At 60.3% G+C, this 16,311-nt stretch carries 22 protein-coding genes and 1 pseudogene; 6 read left to right on the top strand and 17 right to left on the bottom strand.

Annotated elements, in window-relative coordinates; translation table 11 throughout:
* On the top strand, positions 1-195 hold a 195-nt coding region (locus tag AC1ECN_RS36235), incomplete at its 5' end, for a DoxX family protein (protein WP_477955742.1).
* Positions 196-400: 205 nt separating this feature from the next.
* On the opposite strand, the gene AC1ECN_RS36230 is transcribed toward AC1ECN_RS36235, so the two are convergent.
* The 4 genes from AC1ECN_RS36230 to AC1ECN_RS36215 all read right to left on the bottom strand — a co-directional run bounded on the left by AC1ECN_RS36230 (position 401) and on the right by AC1ECN_RS36215 (position 3,554).
* Positions 401-1,744 carry a chloride channel protein gene (locus AC1ECN_RS36230; RefSeq protein WP_130655367.1) on the bottom strand — a complete coding sequence of 448 codons (1,344 nt, stop codon included), beginning with the start codon at positions 1,742-1,744 and terminating at the stop codon, positions 401-403.
* 386 nt (positions 1,745-2,130) lie between these two features.
* On the bottom strand, positions 2,131-2,751 hold the full coding sequence (locus AC1ECN_RS36225) for a glutathione S-transferase family protein (RefSeq protein ID WP_130674112.1): 621 nt from the start codon (positions 2,749-2,751) through the stop codon (positions 2,131-2,133).
* The gene (locus AC1ECN_RS36220; protein WP_027689980.1) at positions 2,744-3,229 is read right to left on the bottom strand and encodes an SRPBCC family protein; all 486 of its coding nucleotides are present in this window, start codon (positions 3,227-3,229) and stop codon (positions 2,744-2,746) included. Before AC1ECN_RS36220 ends, AC1ECN_RS36225 begins: the two co-directional genes overlap by 8 nt.
* On the bottom strand, positions 3,210-3,554 hold the full coding sequence (locus tag AC1ECN_RS36215; RefSeq protein WP_018069823.1) for an ArsR/SmtB family transcription factor: 345 nt from the start codon (positions 3,552-3,554) through the stop codon (positions 3,210-3,212). The genes AC1ECN_RS36220 and AC1ECN_RS36215 overlap by 20 nt, the downstream gene beginning before the upstream one ends.
* A 477-nt stretch (positions 3,555-4,031) precedes the next feature.
* On the opposite strand from AC1ECN_RS36215, the gene AC1ECN_RS36210 reads away from it, so the two are divergent.
* Both AC1ECN_RS36210 and AC1ECN_RS36205 read left to right on the top strand, forming a co-directional pair.
* Positions 4,032-4,781 carry a sulfite exporter TauE/SafE family protein gene (locus AC1ECN_RS36210; RefSeq protein WP_130674111.1) on the top strand — a complete coding sequence of 250 codons (750 nt, stop codon included), beginning with the start codon at positions 4,032-4,034 and terminating at the stop codon, positions 4,779-4,781.
* Positions 4,782-5,282: 501 nt separating this feature from the next.
* Positions 5,283-5,567, top strand: coding sequence for a type II toxin-antitoxin system TacA family antitoxin (locus AC1ECN_RS36205; protein WP_130674109.1), 285 nt, complete (start codon positions 5,283-5,285; stop codon positions 5,565-5,567).
* A 229-nt stretch (positions 5,568-5,796) separates the two neighbouring features.
* Here AC1ECN_RS36205 and AC1ECN_RS36200 read toward each other — a convergent pair.
* Both AC1ECN_RS36200 and AC1ECN_RS36195 read right to left on the bottom strand, forming a co-directional pair.
* Positions 5,797-6,134: pseudogene (locus AC1ECN_RS36200) on the bottom strand (helix-turn-helix transcriptional regulator).
* Between the two features lie 420 nt (positions 6,135-6,554).
* The gene (locus tag AC1ECN_RS36195) at positions 6,555-6,767 is read right to left on the bottom strand and encodes a hypothetical protein (RefSeq protein ID WP_156925179.1); all 213 of its coding nucleotides are present in this window, start codon (positions 6,765-6,767) and stop codon (positions 6,555-6,557) included.
* Positions 6,768-7,047: 280 nt separating this feature from the next.
* On the opposite strand from AC1ECN_RS36195, the gene AC1ECN_RS36190 reads away from it, so the two are divergent.
* Entirely contained in the window at positions 7,048-7,308 is a 261-nt protein-coding gene (locus AC1ECN_RS36190; RefSeq protein ID WP_018069830.1) for a DUF982 domain-containing protein, read from the top strand.
* Between the two features lie 247 nt (positions 7,309-7,555).
* Here the strand turns inward: AC1ECN_RS36190 and AC1ECN_RS36185 are convergent, their stop codons facing one another.
* The 3 genes from AC1ECN_RS36185 to AC1ECN_RS36175 form a co-directional block, all read right to left on the bottom strand.
* Entirely contained in the window at positions 7,556-7,810 is a 255-nt protein-coding gene (locus AC1ECN_RS36185; RefSeq protein ID WP_130674108.1) for a hypothetical protein, read from the bottom strand.
* Entirely contained in the window at positions 7,807-8,121 is a 315-nt protein-coding gene (locus AC1ECN_RS36180; protein ID WP_130674107.1) for a hypothetical protein, read from the bottom strand. The genes AC1ECN_RS36185 and AC1ECN_RS36180 overlap by 4 nt, the downstream gene beginning before the upstream one ends.
* Before the next feature lie 80 nt (positions 8,122-8,201).
* A complete protein-coding gene (locus tag AC1ECN_RS36175) occupies positions 8,202-8,402 on the bottom strand; it encodes a hypothetical protein (RefSeq protein ID WP_130674106.1) in 201 nt (66 codons plus the stop codon).
* Between the two features lie 133 nt (positions 8,403-8,535).
* Between AC1ECN_RS36175 and ligD the strand changes: the two genes are divergently transcribed.
* Positions 8,536-9,582 carry a non-homologous end-joining DNA ligase gene (ligD, locus tag AC1ECN_RS36170; RefSeq protein ID WP_130674105.1) on the top strand — a complete coding sequence of 349 codons (1,047 nt, stop codon included), beginning with the start codon at positions 8,536-8,538 and terminating at the stop codon, positions 9,580-9,582.
* A gap of 13 nt (positions 9,583-9,595) precedes the next feature.
* Here ligD and AC1ECN_RS36165 read toward each other — a convergent pair whose 3' ends face one another.
* The 4 genes from AC1ECN_RS36165 to AC1ECN_RS36150 form a co-directional block, all read right to left on the bottom strand.
* Positions 9,596-9,904 (bottom strand): hypothetical protein, encoded by a 309-nt coding sequence (locus AC1ECN_RS36165; protein WP_130683055.1) that lies wholly within the window; start codon positions 9,902-9,904, stop codon positions 9,596-9,598.
* A 49-nt stretch (positions 9,905-9,953) separates the two neighbouring features.
* Positions 9,954-10,244 (bottom strand): CopG family transcriptional regulator, encoded by a 291-nt coding sequence (locus tag AC1ECN_RS36160; RefSeq protein WP_075225169.1) that lies wholly within the window; start codon positions 10,242-10,244, stop codon positions 9,954-9,956.
* A gap of 164 nt (positions 10,245-10,408) precedes the next feature.
* On the bottom strand, positions 10,409-10,681 hold the full coding sequence (locus AC1ECN_RS36155; RefSeq protein WP_130674103.1) for a hypothetical protein: 273 nt from the start codon (positions 10,679-10,681) through the stop codon (positions 10,409-10,411).
* Positions 10,681-11,106, bottom strand: a complete 426-nt coding sequence (locus AC1ECN_RS36150) for a hypothetical protein (protein WP_130674132.1) — start codon at positions 11,104-11,106, stop codon at positions 10,681-10,683. Before AC1ECN_RS36150 ends, AC1ECN_RS36155 begins: the two co-directional genes overlap by 1 nt.
* Before the next feature lie 455 nt (positions 11,107-11,561).
* Between AC1ECN_RS36150 and AC1ECN_RS36145 the strand changes: the two genes are divergently transcribed.
* Complete coding sequence (locus tag AC1ECN_RS36145) at positions 11,562-12,263, top strand: DUF899 family protein (protein ID WP_130674102.1); 702 nt, start codon at positions 11,562-11,564, stop codon at positions 12,261-12,263.
* A gap of 19 nt (positions 12,264-12,282) precedes the next feature.
* Here the strand turns inward: AC1ECN_RS36145 and AC1ECN_RS36140 are convergent, their stop codons facing one another.
* From AC1ECN_RS36140 to hutG, 4 genes are all read right to left on the bottom strand, one after another.
* Positions 12,283-12,912: a J domain-containing protein gene (locus AC1ECN_RS36140; RefSeq protein ID WP_024319880.1), complete on the bottom strand. Its 630-nt coding sequence runs from the start codon at positions 12,910-12,912 to the stop codon at positions 12,283-12,285.
* Positions 12,913-13,087: 175 nt separating this feature from the next.
* Complete coding sequence (locus AC1ECN_RS36135; protein ID WP_130674101.1) at positions 13,088-13,660, bottom strand: HutD/Ves family protein; 573 nt, start codon at positions 13,658-13,660, stop codon at positions 13,088-13,090.
* A gap of 6 nt (positions 13,661-13,666) precedes the next feature.
* Positions 13,667-15,340 carry a urocanate hydratase gene (gene hutU / locus AC1ECN_RS36130; protein WP_477955739.1) on the bottom strand — a complete coding sequence of 558 codons (1,674 nt, stop codon included), beginning with the start codon at positions 15,338-15,340 and terminating at the stop codon, positions 13,667-13,669.
* Positions 15,341-15,385: 45 nt separating this feature from the next.
* A complete protein-coding gene (hutG, locus tag AC1ECN_RS36125) occupies positions 15,386-16,204 on the bottom strand; it encodes an N-formylglutamate deformylase (protein ID WP_477955737.1) in 819 nt (272 codons plus the stop codon).
* Positions 16,205-16,311: the final 107 nt, after the last annotated feature.

Raw genomic sequence — 16,311 nt, 5'->3', positions numbered from 1 at the left:
GTCCTGGGTTTCGCTACCCGATTTGCGGCGACCGGCCTGCTGTTCATGACGTTGATCGTCGAGCTCACGGTGCCGGACGGATGGCCGATCCACATTACCTGGGCTGCGATGGCGCTGTCGCTCATGGCATGGGGGCCGGGAAAACTGTCGATCGACCATTGGCTTGCACGTTGGTTTGGCCGCCGGGCTGCCTGATCCAGCTCTTGTGGTCAAATTGTTAGCAAGATCGAGTGCAGATGTTTTGCTAACACTTGGCAAGGGCCGATAGCCATTTTGGAGATGCTGCTGCGAGGCGCTTGATAGACCGAACAGCGTCCAAAAGGTGTCAGGTCTACGCTCGTAGCATACACTCAGTAGATAATCGCGCGCATATTCGCCGGTCGTCTGCGGAGAACTTAGTTTACTCCGGTTCCCTTTCGACAATGCGCCGTGCCCGGATCGCCGCCGCAATGAAGACGCGTGAAAGGCCGTGGTAGAGGGGTTCCCGCGATAGGATCCGGGAGGTCACGTAACCGACCATCGACACTGCCATGATCGGGATGACCGCCTGATGATCGCCGGTCATTTCTAGGATGATCACGAAGGCAGTCATCGGCGCCTGCACGACGCCCGCGAAATAACCGGCCATGCCGAGGATGGCCGCCAGCGCGATGCTAGTGCCGAGCAGAGAGCCGATGGTGCTGCCGAAACCGGCGCCGACGGCGAGCGACGGTGCGAAGATCCCGCCCGGAATACCTGACAGCATGGACAGGAAGCTGGCGGCGAGCTTTTCGATGAAGAAGAGCAAAGGCAGGGCGTTGCCATCGACCGCAGCTCGTGCTTGCTCGTAGCCAGTGCCGAAAGTCGTGCCTCCCGACGCCACGCCGATGACTGCGATCGCCAGTCCGCAGATGCCAGCAAGTGCCAGCATGCGCTTCAGCGGCTGTGGTTGCGCCCAGCGGCGGATCTTCTGACCGAAATGCAACGCGAAGCCGCTGAAGGCCGCGCCGAGCGCACCACCGCCGATGCCGCAGATCAGAACCAGCCCCCAGTCGCGAAGCTCCGTGGGTGCAGCCGATGCCATGCCGAAATAATTGTAGCTTCCGGAAATCCCGAGCGCGGCAAGGCCGGAGAGGATGACTGCCGTGAGCACCAGCCCGTTCGCCCGAGACTCGTAGGTCCGGCTCATTTCCTCGATCGCGAAGACGATTCCGGCAAGCGGCGTATTGAACGCGGCCGCAATTCCCGCCGCTGAACCGGCAAGGATCAGCCCGCGCGCCTGCGCCATCCCACTGAACCGGGCGACGGCGAGCATGATCGACGCGCCGACCTGCACGGTCGGGCCCTCGCGGCCGATCGAGGCGCCAGAGAACAGTCCGAGCGCGGTGAGCACGATCTTGCCAAAGGCGATCTTCAGCGACAGCAGCCGCGTCCGGTCCTCCTCGTCCCTCAGATGGCGAGCGGCGATCGCCTGCGGGATGCCACTACCGCCAGAATTTGGAAACAGCGTCGCCGCCAGGTAGGCCGACAGCATGAAGCCGAGCGGGCTCAGCGCCAGTGGCAGCAGGAAGGCCCATTCACCGGACGAGGTGAGAGACCCAAAGCCCTTTTGCGCCAGATCCGCAAGCTTTGCAAAGCCGACGCTGATCACCCCGATTGCTAATGCCCCGCACCAAAAGACCAGCCTCGGCTTCCAAAGCGAGAAAGAGCCCCATAAGACGCGGGAGCGGCGAAAGAGCTTGGAATATCGATAGGCTGGCGGCATGTCTGGCTCGGCGATGCGGGGCGTGGTTGTCCCTTACTAGCGCTATCGCGCCCGAAGTTCACCCCCACTTGCAGCATGTCGATCGCGAGCACGACTGCGGGCGCGCCGGGCACGGAGGCTCACGTGCAACCATTCCGTCCAGGCTTGCTGTCCCTAGGCCGGACTTCGTCGCATGAGAGTAGGATGAGGGCAGGCAGCCAGCCTACATTTCGTCAACGGATCCAATGACGATCGCGACGAGCCATGGATCATCTCTCGAGGGGACGTTGGCACCTGGACGCGTATGTCGCTATTTCCATCGCCCAACAAGAGTTCGCTCAGCACTTTTCGGCGACAGGCAGTCACGAAGAGCGGCTGACTGGTCACCTTCTTACGAGCCTACCCTCTTACGTCGGGAAAGGGTTTCGCCACGCATCGAGTTGTTCAAGCCGTTCGTACCACGCCTCGATATGCCGAAACTCGGCAAGTGGAATCTCAGCGGAAGCGGCATAAGGAAGGGCAGCGGCCAATGCGAAATCTGCGACAGTCAGGGTCTTCCCGACCGCGACGGTGTTTGTCGCCAAATGGTCGTCGAGCACGCGAGCATGAAGTCGAAAGCTCGTTTTTGCATCTTCGATCGCGGCGACGTTAGGCTCCCCGCCGAACAAAGGTTTGATCAAGGTTTCAAACCACAACGCCGCCGCGTGCCGGGTGAAATGACTGGCGTCCCAACTCAGCCACCGGAGGACGTCGATCTGCCTGTGGTCGTGCGGCCAGAAATCCGAGGCAACACTGTCAGACAGCCGGCACATGATGGCATTCGCTTCCCACAAGGTTCCGCCTTCATCCTGTAGCACAGGGACTTTCCCGTTCGGGTTGAGAGCCAGGAATTCTGGGGTGCGCTGCTCTCCGCTTGCCAGGTCAATCCTTATGAATTCGACGTCGGCTTTAAGAAAACGGGCAGCGGCGCAGGCCTTGCGAGGATTGAGCGTCTCGCAATAGTAAAGCTTCATCGCCGCCTTACTCATGATCCGGCCCTTCGGATTCAGCCCCCAGAAAGGCGCCAAGTCGCTCGAAGCTCTGCGACCAACCGCCTTCATGGCCCTTAAGCGATGATGCGCTTTCAAATCCACTTTGCCGAAAAGTCATTTCCGTTCCCCCGTCGCTTTCCTTTAACGTGATGGTGACGACGGTTTCCGGGCTCGTTTCGCCGGTTCCGATCTCCCAGGCATGTGTAAAGACAAGCCTGTGCGGAGGCTCGACCTCAAGGTATTTTCCGCCAACCCAGTGCTCCTCTCCATCTGGCGCTATCAGACAGGCGCGGTGTCTACCGCCTGGCCAGACTTCAAGCTGGTCGCCCACCGCCTTGAAACCGTGAGGACCGCTCCATTGCGCTAGCGCTTTCGGGTCGGTCCATGCCCTGAAAACGAGATCGCATGGGGCATTGAACCTTCGTACAAAAACCAGGTCGCGGGCACTGTCAGTATCAGTCTTCGGATTTGTCATCTTCGTATCCTTGTACCTTGGACAAATAGCCATCGAGACGATCGAAGCTCTGATCCCAGAAGCGTCTGTAATCGCCAATCCAATCAGAGATTTTCTTCAACGCGTCCGGCTGAAGTTCGCGGGGACGCGAAGTCGCTTCACGGCCGGAGCGGATCAATCCGGCCTGTTCCAGGACCTTGAGATGCTTTGAAATGGCAGGCTGGGACAACTCGAAGGGATCTGCGAGTTCGGCCACGGTCGCCTTGCCGTGAGCAAGCCGCTGAAGGATTGCTCTCCTTGTTGGGTCTGAGAGTGCGGAGAAAATCGCATCGAGGCTGCTGTCCATATATCACCAGGTGGCTATATAGCCATATAGATATATTGATCGTCGCGAGATGTCAAAGGCAGTTTTTACGAATCCCCTTCGATGAAAGCGCTGCCGATGTCTTGTGCGAACGGGCGATGTTGTTCTACGCAGAGGCCGGCGTTACATACACGATCACCTCATCCGGACATTTTCAGGTCTGATGGCCACGAGGGTCAACGCTCCGTCGTTGGCTCTAAGCCACTGAGTATTCGTTCTCTGAGTGCCACGCGGCCTGGCCAGGTGAGGGGCGGTGTAAAGCGATGACGTACATCTCTTCCTCAAGGATACCCTCATGGTGATCGGATGAATGGCTCTCAATTTGCGTTTCCTTGACTACGGCGAATGGCAGTCCTGGGGCGGACTCTTCTGGACGTGCAACGGCGTGCGGCGATTTGACGGCGGTACTGGACAAGGGGCTCGGCCGGAATCAGGCCTGGGTGCTGAGGCGACCTGAACATGTACGATATCATGCTTCTTTTCCTTGCTGGCTTTTTGGCAGGCAGCATGAATGCATTGGCGGGCGGCGGGTCGTTCGTATCCCTGCCTGCGCTGATATCGGTCGGAGTGCCGTCGGTAGCCGCAAACGCGACAAGCACCTTAGCCTTGTTTCCCGGCGGCATGGCGAGCTCGTGGGTCTATCGTGACGGGGTTAAGAGTGTGTGCGGCGTCAATGTCATGCCCATTGCCATCGTGACGGTGATGGGTGGTGTGGCCGGAAGCATTCTATTGCTGCTAACCCCATCGAGGATTTTCGATGGTATCCTGCCATGGCTTTTGCTGGTGGCGACATTAATGCTGGCTGCAGGTCCGAGGCTTAGCGCCCAGTTGCAGACGCAGGCACGTCCGAGTGTTCTCGCGTTCGCAACGGTTCAGTTCTTTCTCGGTCTTTATGGCGGCTATTTTGGCGGCGCGGTGGGTCTCATGATGCTTGCGGCATGGAGCGCGCTCGGGGGCGGGGACATCAAGAGCCTGAATCCGACAAGAATGGTGATGGTCACTGCCGCCAACGCGGTGGCCGTCGTCGTCTTCGTACTTGCCGGGGCAATCGTATGGCAGGAGTGCATTCCCATGACGATTGGAGCCGTTATCGGCGGGTGGATCGGAGCGCATATCGGACGAAGGCTGCCATCATCGGTCGTTCGGGTGCTAACCCTCGCGGTCGCCTTTTTAACGACCGCGGTGTTCTTTTCGCGAGCTTACCTTTGAGCGAAGGTCCCGTACCCCTCAGGCTCTCAGTCAATAACTTGCAATTGAAGGAGCCGAAGTCCTCCAAGATGCTCAAGGGGCTCGACGAATTGGATCGCGGGAAAGCGTCGATCCAGCGGATGTGATTGAGAACGCACGAACGACCGTCGTTGCTGCCGATTATTGGCGGCACGCGGACGAGCTGGGGCCTAGTGTTCGCCTTTCCAAATGCGCGGATTTGCTGGTTCATGGGCGAGAGGCGCGATCCCGGGCTGCTGGATAACTCAACTAGCGCCCGCAATGCGGCGGGCGCGCTCTCGAAGGCATAGGGATTGAGGAACTGGCGTCGCCAGAACAGTTTCTTGTCTATCGGTGAAAGCCGGGCTTCCGTTCGAAGGCGATCAGCGCCCATGTCCAGAAGGAACTGAAAGGGAGTCCTTGGGATTTCAACCCGCAATACCGCAAGAAATAGATACACGTTGTCTATGCGTTTGTGGTGTATTGGCCTTGAAGGAAAAGGCCATGACCAGCAAAAACGCCACTGATACCCATACCCGCGCCGTTAATTTGAGGGTTCGTGAGGACGTTCGCGTCCTGATCGACCGCGCCGCCAAGGCCCACGGGAAAACCCGTTCGGATTTTATGATCGACGCTTCGCGCCGTGCCGCCGAAGATGCGCTTCTCGATCAGACATTGGTGCGGGTCGATCCTGACAGCCACAAACACTATCTCGCCGTGCTCGACCAGCCGCCAACTGGCGAAGGCTTCGAACGGTTGATGAACGCTCCCAAACCCTGGCAGTCGTAGTGTTGTCGGCACCGACGCTTCTTGGCGAAGCGCACGATCTGCACCTATTCGACAGCGGGCACGACAGCCTTGATGAATGGCTGCGCCGCCGGGCGCGGGCCAATCAGGTCCGCGGCGCATCGCGAACATATGGGGTTTGCGAGGGCGAGCGCGTTGTCGGTTATTACTGCCTCTCATCGGGAGCGCTTTCCGATAACCACACCCAGACGAAAGTTCGTTGTTCTCAGCCTTAGAAGTCATCATTCACCTGGGTAGAGGAGGGCGAACGGACTTCGGAAGAAGAGCAAGCATCGCGTTGTTTGCAGATATCGCCGTTGAAAGCGTTGCATGATCGGCGTTGAACAGACGCACGCCCACAATGGCGGCCACCTCGAAGAAGGCTCCGATGGCGCAGGCAGGGTCGCCCTTTTCGATCCGCTGCAACAGGCCGCGCGAGATACCGGCGCGATCTGCAAGCTCCTGTGTGGTGAGTTTGCGCTCGATCCGAGCGCGCCTGATCAACTGGCTGAAAACCAGCAGGGCGTCCCGGCTGTAATGTGAGTAAGCGCGTGATATGGGCTTGGGCATGATCACCTTTTGATCCATTAATAAACCACGAAAGTCCTTTGCGGCCTATTTATAGATCATTATTTTTCGAAGAGTTTCCCGCGATATTGCGCGCCGCCGCCGCTACGTGCCAACAACTCACCGGTCAGAGGCAGCTGTCAAGCGTTGATTGTTACCGTTAGGGTCCCGTCCCGAGGGGATGAAGCCGTTGTTGTCATCCTGGTTCGGAGGACGGATAGCGAGCCGGACTAGGATGGCGACCGATCGGAATTGGACGACGCGACTGTCGAGCGATATCGATCGAGCTGCCAGGCCGACAAGCGACCGATTCTGGACGAGTTTGGTCACTGGCCGAGGTGATCGATCTTATGCCTGCAATCATCAAGCGGATCTGCCCAAGGACGGGGAGCTCACTCCCATCAGAAAGAACGTCGCATGATCTTAGTCAGCAGCATGCACCTGAACGCCGCGGCAGAGCAGTCCCCAAGTCGGGCTTCGTTGGGCCTCCTGTGCGTGAGCTTGCGTCATCGGATCGTCGCCGTCGTCTGGCTCGGGGCCGTCCGGCGGCGGAGTCTCCCCAGGATCTCGCTCAGGTTCGGGATTGCCGATCGGCGGCGCTGGCGGCGGAACGATAGGCTCGTTGGGTACGGACATGATTTCCTCCTCGCTAGCCGGGAAAACTCGCGTGTCCTTCCGTTTATTCAAGAGGTGGCGCCGTGAACGAGATGCTTTTCTCGAGCAGCGAACTGCTCGCCGCCGACCCTACCAACAGGTGCCCCTGCTGACGCCGGCGATGCTGAGGCGACTGAAGCGCCTTTAAGAAATGTTCTCCTTTCCATGATGCGGCCTGCAAAACGAGCTTCGGGATGCGGCGAAGATCACGGAACAGTTCTTGCACGGTTACTAATATATTTACCGTGGGAGACCTAAAGTCATGAAATGGCACACATCCGCAGAGTTTACCCCTCTGATGCTGGTTATAAGCGGGTCGGAAAAATACAAGCTTGTCGCGACCCTTTTCCAGGCTGCCGAAATGCTGACGGTTAGCTGGCCGATTGACGATGGAGAAGAATATCTCATCGCGATTAGGGCGTGCAGGAATGCAATTCATGGGGAAATTCCCGCTCAGGACGCGCGAGCAGCGCTTATCCGTGCCGCCGATGAAGCTGGCATCCCGGTAATCACCGTTCACTGAGTTCGCAGCCGACGGTGAATGAGCCCACGGCGCCTTCATGACGCAGCCCCCTCGTTCCGCTGCGCAGGTCCGTGCCGCTGAACATCACTTTCAGGCCGCCCTCTCTTTGGCGACAAGTGCCAGCTTCCGTTCCTTCATCCACTTCGCGTGCGTCTGCGGCGTGTCGATGCCAGCGACGAAGGAAGCACCTTCCCCAGCAACCGCATGTTCTGCCCGTCCCATTTTACCGTGTCGCCGTCGCCGACGGTCAACGATGCGCAGATGATCCGCCCAGCAATGATTGAACAATATCTCCACGCTCGGCCGCCTCTAGCTTCCGCCTGAGTGCCTGTTCCTGCTCATATGACTTGTGTGGGAAATGCTCGAAGCACCACCAGCGGGTCGCCACAGCCGGGGAGGGGCTGTTGCCCCAGCCGCCCCACTCCTCGCATCCCTTTTCTTCGCAATAGTGGACATACATTTTCGGCGCTTCCGTCAGCGGCCGTCTGTCGGTGTCGCTCATCTTTCCTCCTGGAGTTGCCAGCCCGCTTTCGGGACCGGCCACCCCTTCTGGGCCGCGCGGAAATCAGCCTCAGCTTCGGCTTTCTCCTTGGCGTCCGTGATGCCTGTTGCCCAAACTGTGATGCGCATCCGTCCGGCTTTGAATACGAAGCGCCGTTCAAGGGTGTGTTTGCCTGCCGTGTATCCGCCGCGAAAACATGCGCGGGCAACCGACAGGCTGGTGCTCTCGCGGAAAGACTGCGGTTGCGAAGACCACCAGTCCCTCAGAGCAATTTCGAACGACACGGATTTTGGTTGGGAACAGTCAAGCATAGGCTTCAGACCTGGTCTCTAGTTCAACGTTGCAGACCGGCCATCCCAGCCGCTTTCTCTCATGATTTATCTTGGGCATATCAGTCTCGATGGTAGCTCGGTCGCCAGCCGCGGGCCATGCCTCGGCTCATGGCGCCTTCGGTCAATGCCAACTGCCGACGAAGGTGACGGATATCTTCCAGCAGGGTGTCTATAGCTGCGTGCGCATCGCCTCTGTGGTAGGCAATCACCTTTTCGCGCTCATCGTCTTCCACGGCTTCGCCGACCGGCTGCTCTCGCATATCCGTGCTCCGTATTTCGATTTTCAGAATGGCGGCCGCAGCGCCGATGTTCTTATTATGTTCTCATCTGGATGCGAGTCAATAATCAATCTGGGTCAATTGCTTTTTTAGGCGCTGCTGATGTCATCGCGCGATGACAAAGCCGCCTCGCAAGCCTTCCAAGCCGCTGCTCGGTGAAGCCGACGCGCCGCTCCGCAGCCGGCCGCACCGTCGCCGAGATCCTGCGCAGCCCAATCTCCCCTTGGACCCTATGCCCGCGCGCATCGAGCCGTGCCTTGCGCTGCTGAAGGCCAGGCCGCCGAAGGGCGACGATTGGGTTTTCGAGATCAAATGGGATGGCTATCGCCTGGCGGTTCATATCGAGCCTACAGGCGTGCGAATCCTGACGCGGGGAGGCCACGATTGGACGTTCCGGTTTCCTGCCATCGAACGGGCGGCGAAAGAACTCCCCGTCGCCACGGCGATCCTTGATGGCGAGGCGGTGGTTCTCGACGATCAGGGCCGGCCGGATTTCGGCCTGCTGCAACAATCGCTGGGCGGTCGCGGCGGCAAGGAGAGGTCAAACACGGCGCTCTTCATGACCTTCGATCTGCTCTATTTCGATGGTCATGATCTGAGGAATTCGGAACTCGGCATGCGCCGGCATCTGCTCGAGGATCTGGTGCCGGCCGAAGGGCAGGGCGATATCCGGCTTTCCGAGGAGATCGAGGCAGACGGTGATCAGTTGCTGGCGAGCGCCTGCCAGCATGGGCTTGAGGGCATCATCGCCAAGCGGCGTGACTCGCCCTATCGTTCCGGCCGGCTCGGCGACTGGCTGAAAATCAAATGCGTGCAGAGCGACAGCTTTGTGATCGTCGGTTTTGAACGATCCACGGTCGCGCGTGCCGGGATCGGTCGGCTTCTGCTTGCCGCGCGCAAGGGCAAGGAGCTGGTCTACGTCGGCGGGGTTGGGACTGGCTTCAACCAGCGTAATGCTTATGAGCTTCGTGAGAAGCTCGATGGCCTCATCACATCTACGCCGGCTGCCTCCGTCGATCGCAAAAGAGCAATTTTCGTGACGCCAAAGCTCATCGCCGAGATCGAATACCGGGCTTGGACGGATGACGGGAAGCTGCGGCATGCGGCCTTTAAGGGGCTGCGGGAGGTCCAGGATGAGGCGACGGTTTATGAGATGGAATAATCCACCAGCGCCGCTACGGCCCGCAATTGTAACAAGGCTTGAGGATCCCCGTCAAAACTAGAGTAATTGGGATAAAGATGGCAGAGCTAACCACCACGAAAAGAGGCCAAACGATCAGGAGTTTCTCTCTCGGCCTCGCCGTGAAGCGATCATCATCTTCGAATTCGGAAATTTTTGGGCCGAAATCTTCGCTGAAGTCGAAGCCATTCTTATAATAGAAGATGATTGACCGGATGTACCAATACCAGTTGTAGGCGAAAATGGCACCTGACGCGCAGAACACGAACCACACCCACAGCGGAGCCTGCTCTTGAGCACCCAATACGACTTCTCCCTAACGACCGAAGCCTAGTAGCGTTTGCGCCAAGAGATCAAGCCGTGCCATCAACATCGCCGTCTTCGTCGAGTTCATGCACCGGCAGATACGTGTTCTTCTCCATCCACTCCCGCACGATGAACCTGATCGTGTCGTTACGCGTCATGCCAAACTCGCCGGCCAGGTCGCGCAGGGCTTCCTCAACATCATCCTCCATCGACACGGCGCCGGAATTCCGCAGCCGCAGTGCTGCCCGGCGAAGCATGATCTGCAGGTCGGCGCGTGAGATATCTGCGATCCGATCGGCGGCGTCTTCGAGGAGGGTGGCGGTATCGGGGGATGTCATGGGTTCACCTGCGCGCGGTCATTAGGCATGGCGCAGCGAAATCGATGCCCCACCACGATTTGCCGGTCGAACGGACGGTCCATCCAAGCTGCCGGCCGTCCAGAGGCGCAGCCGCCGAGGAGAAAAGCTGCCGGAATTTTGCAAATGAAGCGGGTCATCAGGTGCTACTCGTCAATCTCATTCCCCTCATCGTCGTACTCCGCCCCGTGGTCGGAGTCTTCGACATAAGTCCGGCATCCCTCCTCAAAAGACGACGAATTGCCCGAACAATCGTCCTCGCTTTGAATGCCGTTCTCCTCCGCCCATTCATAGCCGGCCCTGTGACCCTCGCAGTTATCGACGCAGGAATTCCCGCCGAAGCTCTGGGCGAAGCCGGGGCCCGCGAGGCTTGACACCAGCAGAGCGCTCGCAAACAGTATTGCCATCACTCTCCGCACTACCAGCCTCCCGGACGAGACATTGCGCTTCTGCCGCCGCACCTATTGCCCGCGGCGTCATACTGCCAATCGTACTGGCAGTTGCCCGGATAGCGCCGCGGTGGAGTATATGCACCGCCGCCGCAGTTGCCATTGGCGCATACTGCCGCCGCCGTCCCGACCAATGCAAGCCCCACGAGAACCGCGGCGGCCTGCCGTTGCTGGGCGACCATCTGCTCACATTCCAACATGCTCATCCCGCGTCGGTTCACTTCCGCCACGAGCTGGAATTGAAACGCTGGATCTTGCGTTTCCAGTGCCGTCTTGCAAAGCGCGGCCTTGCTCACGGCCGACGGCTTGTTGTTGAATTCAACCGGCGTCGTTGTGCAGCTCGCCAAGGCGAGCGACATCGCCACGACGCCGAAACGTCGAGCTAACAGATACATTTTCACGGATAACCCCTCAGTTGCCCGCTGCTAACATCGCAGAATTCGGTTCCACGTCAAATTGCATATTAATCTATCGTTAACGCAGCTTTAGGATGTAGGGTGGAGGCTGCCATTGRCGTACTGCCCAGCCTGTCTTACTGTTTGCGCAAGCGCAGCGCCGCCCGACGAAGCAAATCTGGAGATCCGCTCGTGGGACATGTACGATCGGGTCGGTGGCGTCCTCTCGGAAGGGCGCGATGCTGATCATGAGCTTGTTCGATGGTCCGCATTTCGGCCGCGCGATCTTGATCTGCTTGGCTTTGGCGATCCGGGCACCGAGCCGGCCAAAGCGCGGGCGAATATTTTCCGTCGGCTCTGTCGATTTTCGCATCAGCCGATCGTCCTTGTCATGATGTGCTGGCACCGCGGTCGTGGCTTCAGCACGTCCTCAGGCAACAGAAGGAGCTATTGTCATGGATAATCCGCATCTGGTCCCCGCCGCCGTGCTTGCGGCCAAGAACGGCGTCCGGTTTCCCAATGAGAGCGAGGCGTATCGCAGCGCCCGCGACGCGCTGCTGGCCGAAGAGATCGAATTGCGCCGGCACATCGAGCGCGTGGCCAGACAGCGCCGGGCGCTGCCGCCAGGCGGCGAGGTGACGAAAGACTACCGCTTCCAAGGCAGCGACGGGCCGACCTCCTTTGCCGAACTCTTCGCCGACAAGGACACGCTGATCGTCTACAGCTACATGTTCGGCCCGCAACGCGAGCGCCCGTGCCCGATGTGCACTTCGCTGCTCTCGGCCTGGGACGGCGAGGTGCCCGACATTCAGCAGCGCGCAGCCCTTGCGGTCGTAGCCCGCTCGCCGATTGAAAGGCTGCTCGCCTTCAAGAAGGAGCGTGGCTGGCATCACCTGCCGCTTTATTCCGACATGACGGACGATTACAGCCGCGACTATCACGCCATCGGCGGAGATGGCGGCGATGACGCCGCCTTCAACGTGTTCACGCGGCGCGACGGCACCATCCGCCATTTCTGGAGCCAGGAGATGGGCGGGGTGACCGCCGATCCGGGTGAGGATCCGCGCGGCGCGCCCGACCTGATGCCGCTCTGGACCGTCATCGATTCGACGCCCGAAGGGCGGCCGGCGGACTGGTATCCGAAGCTGTCTTATTAGGAAACGGCGTCGTCCGCCGTCAGCCGGTGGAGCGGTTCCTTGAGGCCTCGACCCACTCGATGCTGGTGACCGCGGCATCCGGCAGCGGCGGCGGATCGATGTCGTAGACGTAGCCGCTGATCATGTCGGCGGCGCGTTCCGTCGCCTTGATCTTCGCCTCGGTTTCCGCGACCGCCTTGGAGATCGCTTCGATGCGGGCGCGGAACATGTGGGCAAGCACATCGCGGCCGGACTGTTTTTCGAGCCGTTCCAGATGCAGGCCGATTCGCGAGGCGTGGCGCTCCAGCTCGCTCTTGCTGAAACGCGCCTTGCGCAGTTCTTCGGAAAGACTGTCCTGCATGACGGCGACGGGATCGAAACTTCCGGGTGCGCGCTCGTCGAGCACTGCGTCGGTGACGAGCTTCTCGATCATCACCAGCGCCTGCAACTCGGCCGCATCGGCGAATTCGACGTCGTAGCCGGTATCGTCGTAGACCTTGCGCCGGACCGGATCGAGAAGCAGCCCATAGGCTTTCTGCAGATGGGCAAAGGCGTCCGAATCACCACCCGAATCGGGGTGGGCAACCTTCGCCAGGCGCCGATAGGCGGCCTTCAGCTGCGCCTCGTCCGCATCGCGTTCAACGCCGAGAATATCGTATGGATCCGTCACGCCTGCTCCCTTGCTCCCCGGCACGTTGCGGGCAGTCTAGGTCTTCTTCTGCATCAGAAGGGCGAAGTTTAGACCGAAACGAGGAATGACGTCCATGGCCCGAGAGGACGATGGTTTATGCACATGCTTCGCCAAATCCTCGATTGTTTAATGTTTTCAATCTGTTGTTCGAAGATCAGCCTGTGGTGATCGAAGCGAGATAACATCTGGCTTCGCCATCGATTTCCAGCGCGGTAGCAGTCGTGGCCTCGATCAGCAGCGCATCGCCGGCCGCAAGCGTGCCGGTCTCGCCGTTTCGCCGGAATGAGAGTGTGCCGCGATGGCAAAGCAACAGGCATGTCGAGGGCGGCAGCTGCACGGTCTTGCTGCCATCGACGTCGATTCGGAACAGCGTATGGGCGAGCCCGTTGCGGCGCGTCATGACGTTGAGATCGGTGATCGCGCCGTCTTCGAGCCTGGCGGCGACGGGGACATCCGCCGGGAAGGCCAGGGGATCGCTTGCCGTTGTCAGCAGCACCGGCGTGCCTGCGACATCGAGCACCATGCCGTTGCCATCAAGGATCGCCAGCGTGCGGTCGATGCCGGGAAAGATCGAAAATGGCCCGTCTTCTGCGACTGTTGCCATGCTGATGCGCCAGTCGAAGTCGTTGATCGACGCGTCCGGTGGAAAGACGGCGATCTCCACCGTCTCTCCCTTGCCGTTTTTCCAGGGCATGCGTTTGTGATCGCCGGCGCGCAGGATCCTCATGAGGGTTCAGTTCCCGAGAATGCCGGGCAGGCGCAAGCCCTTTTCCTTGGCGCACTCGATGGCGATCTCGTAGCCGGCATCGGCGTGGCGCATGACGCCGGTCGCCGGGTCGTTCCACAGCACGCGCTCGAGGCGTCTTGCGGCATGATCCGTGCCATCGGCGCAAATGACCATGCCGGAGTGCTGCGAGAAGCCCATGCCGACGCCGCCGCCATGATGCAGCGACACCCAGGTCGCACCCGATGCCGTGTTGAGCAGGGCATTGAGCAGCGGCCAGTCGGAGACGGCCTCSGARCCGTCCTKCATSGCTTCGGTCTCGCGGTTCGGCGAGGCGACGGAGCCGGAGTCCAGATGGTCGCGGCCGATGACGATCGGGGCGGAGAGTTCGCCTGTTCTCACCATCTCGTTGAAGGCAAGACCGAGCTTGTGACGGTCGCCCAAGCCCACCCAGCAGATGCGTGCCGGCAGGCCCTGGAAGGCGATGCGCTCCCTGGCCATGTCGAGCCAGTTGTGCAGGTGCTTGTTGTCAGGCAGCAGTTCCTTCACCTTGGCATCGGTCTTGTAGATATCCTCCGGATCGCCCGAAAGGGCCGCCCAGCGGAAGGGGCCGATGCCGCGGCAAAACAGCGGGCGGATATAGGCCGGCACGAAGCCCGGGAAGGCGAAGGCGTTTTCGAGGCCTTCGTCCTTGGCGACCTGGCGGATATTGTTGCCATAATCGAGTGTCGGCACGCCGGCGTTCCAGAAGGCGATCATCGCTTCGACATGCTCGCGCATCGAGGCGCGCGCCGCTTTTTCCACAGCCTTCGGATCGCTTTCGCGCTTTGCCTTCCACTCGCCCATCGTCCAGCCCTTCGGCAGGTAGCCGTTGATCGGGTCGTGGGCCGAGGTCTGGTCGGTGACGATATCGGGGCGGATGCCGCGGCGGACCATCTCCGGCAGGATTTCGGCAGCATTGCCGAGCAGGCCGACGGACTTTGCCTCGCCGGCCTTGGTCCAGCGGTCGATCATCTCAAGCGCTTCGTCGAGCGTCTCGGCTTTGGCGTCGACATAGCGGGTGCGCAGGCGGAAATCGATCGAATCGGGATTGCATTCGACGGCGAGGCAGCAGGCACCGGCCATGACGGCGGCGAGCGGCTGGGCGCCGCCCATGCCGCCGAGCCCGCCGGTCAGGATCCATTTGCCCTTGAGATTGCCGCCGTAATGCTGGCGGCCGGCCTCGACGAAGGTCTCGTAGGTGCCCTGCACGATGCCCTGCGTGCCGATATAGATCCACGAGCCGGCCGTCATCTGGCCGTACATCGCAAGGCCCTTCTTATCCAGCTCGTTGAAATGATCCCAGGTCGCCCAATGCGGCACGAGGTTGGAATTGGCGATCAATACCCGCGGCGCATCCTTGTGGGTGCGGAACACGCCGACCGGCTTGCCGGATTGGACGATCAGGGTTTCTTCTTCCGTCAGCGTCTTCAGCGTCGCGACGATGCGGTCGAAATCCTCCCAGGTGCGGGCGGCGCGGCCGATGCCGCCATAAACGACGAGCTCGTTCGGATTTTCGGCGACGTCAGGGTCGAGATTGTTCATCAGCATGCGCAGCGGCGCTTCGGTCATCCAGCTCTTGGCATTGAGATCGTTGCCGCGGGGCGCGCGGATTTCGCGGATATTGTGGCGTGGATTGTTCATGGCGGTTCCCCTGTTCTCAGGTTTTAAATCGTCAGGTTTCGGGCGTCAGCGTTTCAGGTCGGGCGCAATCTGTTCGATGCGCACCAGAATGTTTTTGAGATGCACGCGAAGTCTGTCTGCCTTGGCGGCATCGTAGGCGAAGGGCGCCGCCTCGGTTTGGAGATGCGTCGATTGCGCGAGCTCCATCTGGATCGCGTGCACACCAGTGTCGGGCCGACCATAGTGGCGTGTCGTCCAGCCGCCCTTGAAGCGACCGTTGAGCACACTGTCGTAACCCTCGGCGGCTTCGACGACGGTGAGCGTCGCCTGCTCGATCGCGCTGTCGCACGTCTTGCCCATGTCTGTGCCGATATTGAAATCCGGCAACTTGCCTTCGAAGAGGAAGGGAATGTGGGAGCGGATCGAGTGGCAGTCGTAGAGAATTGCGACGCCATGGATTGCTCTTACGCGCTCGATCTCGGCGGCAAGTGYGCCATGATAGGGCGCATGAAAGTCCCGCAGCCGCGCCGCGACGTCGGCTTCGTCAGGCGCCTGCCCATCCTTCCAGATCGCCTTGCCGTCGAAATCCGTTTCAGGAACAAGGCCGGTGGTATTCTGGCCGGGATAGAGGCTGACGCCGGCCGGATCGCGGTTGGCGTCGATCACATAGCGGTGGAAGGTGGCGCGCACGATCGTGACATTGTCGAGCAGGCCGTCATAGAGGTGGTGGATGTGCCAGTCGGTGTCGGCCAGCATCCTGCCGTTGTCGTTGAAGCGGTCGGCAATCTCAGCCGGCACCTCGGTGCCGGTATGGGGAAAACCGAGGATGACGGGGGAGGTGCCTTGKCGAATTTCGCATGGGGAGGAGACTTTTTCCGTCACCATCGTCTCAACCCTCCAATACCGGCAATATGCCAGATGAAACCGAGGCGTTCAGCGCGCCCGTTGCCACCAGCTCGGCGGCGGCGGCGAGGTCGGCGGCGGCGAGGTCG

The sequence above is a fragment of the Rhizobium sp. 01N447_2 genome (assembly GCF_056399245.1).
This window is presented reverse-complemented; position numbering and strand designations above follow the sequence as displayed.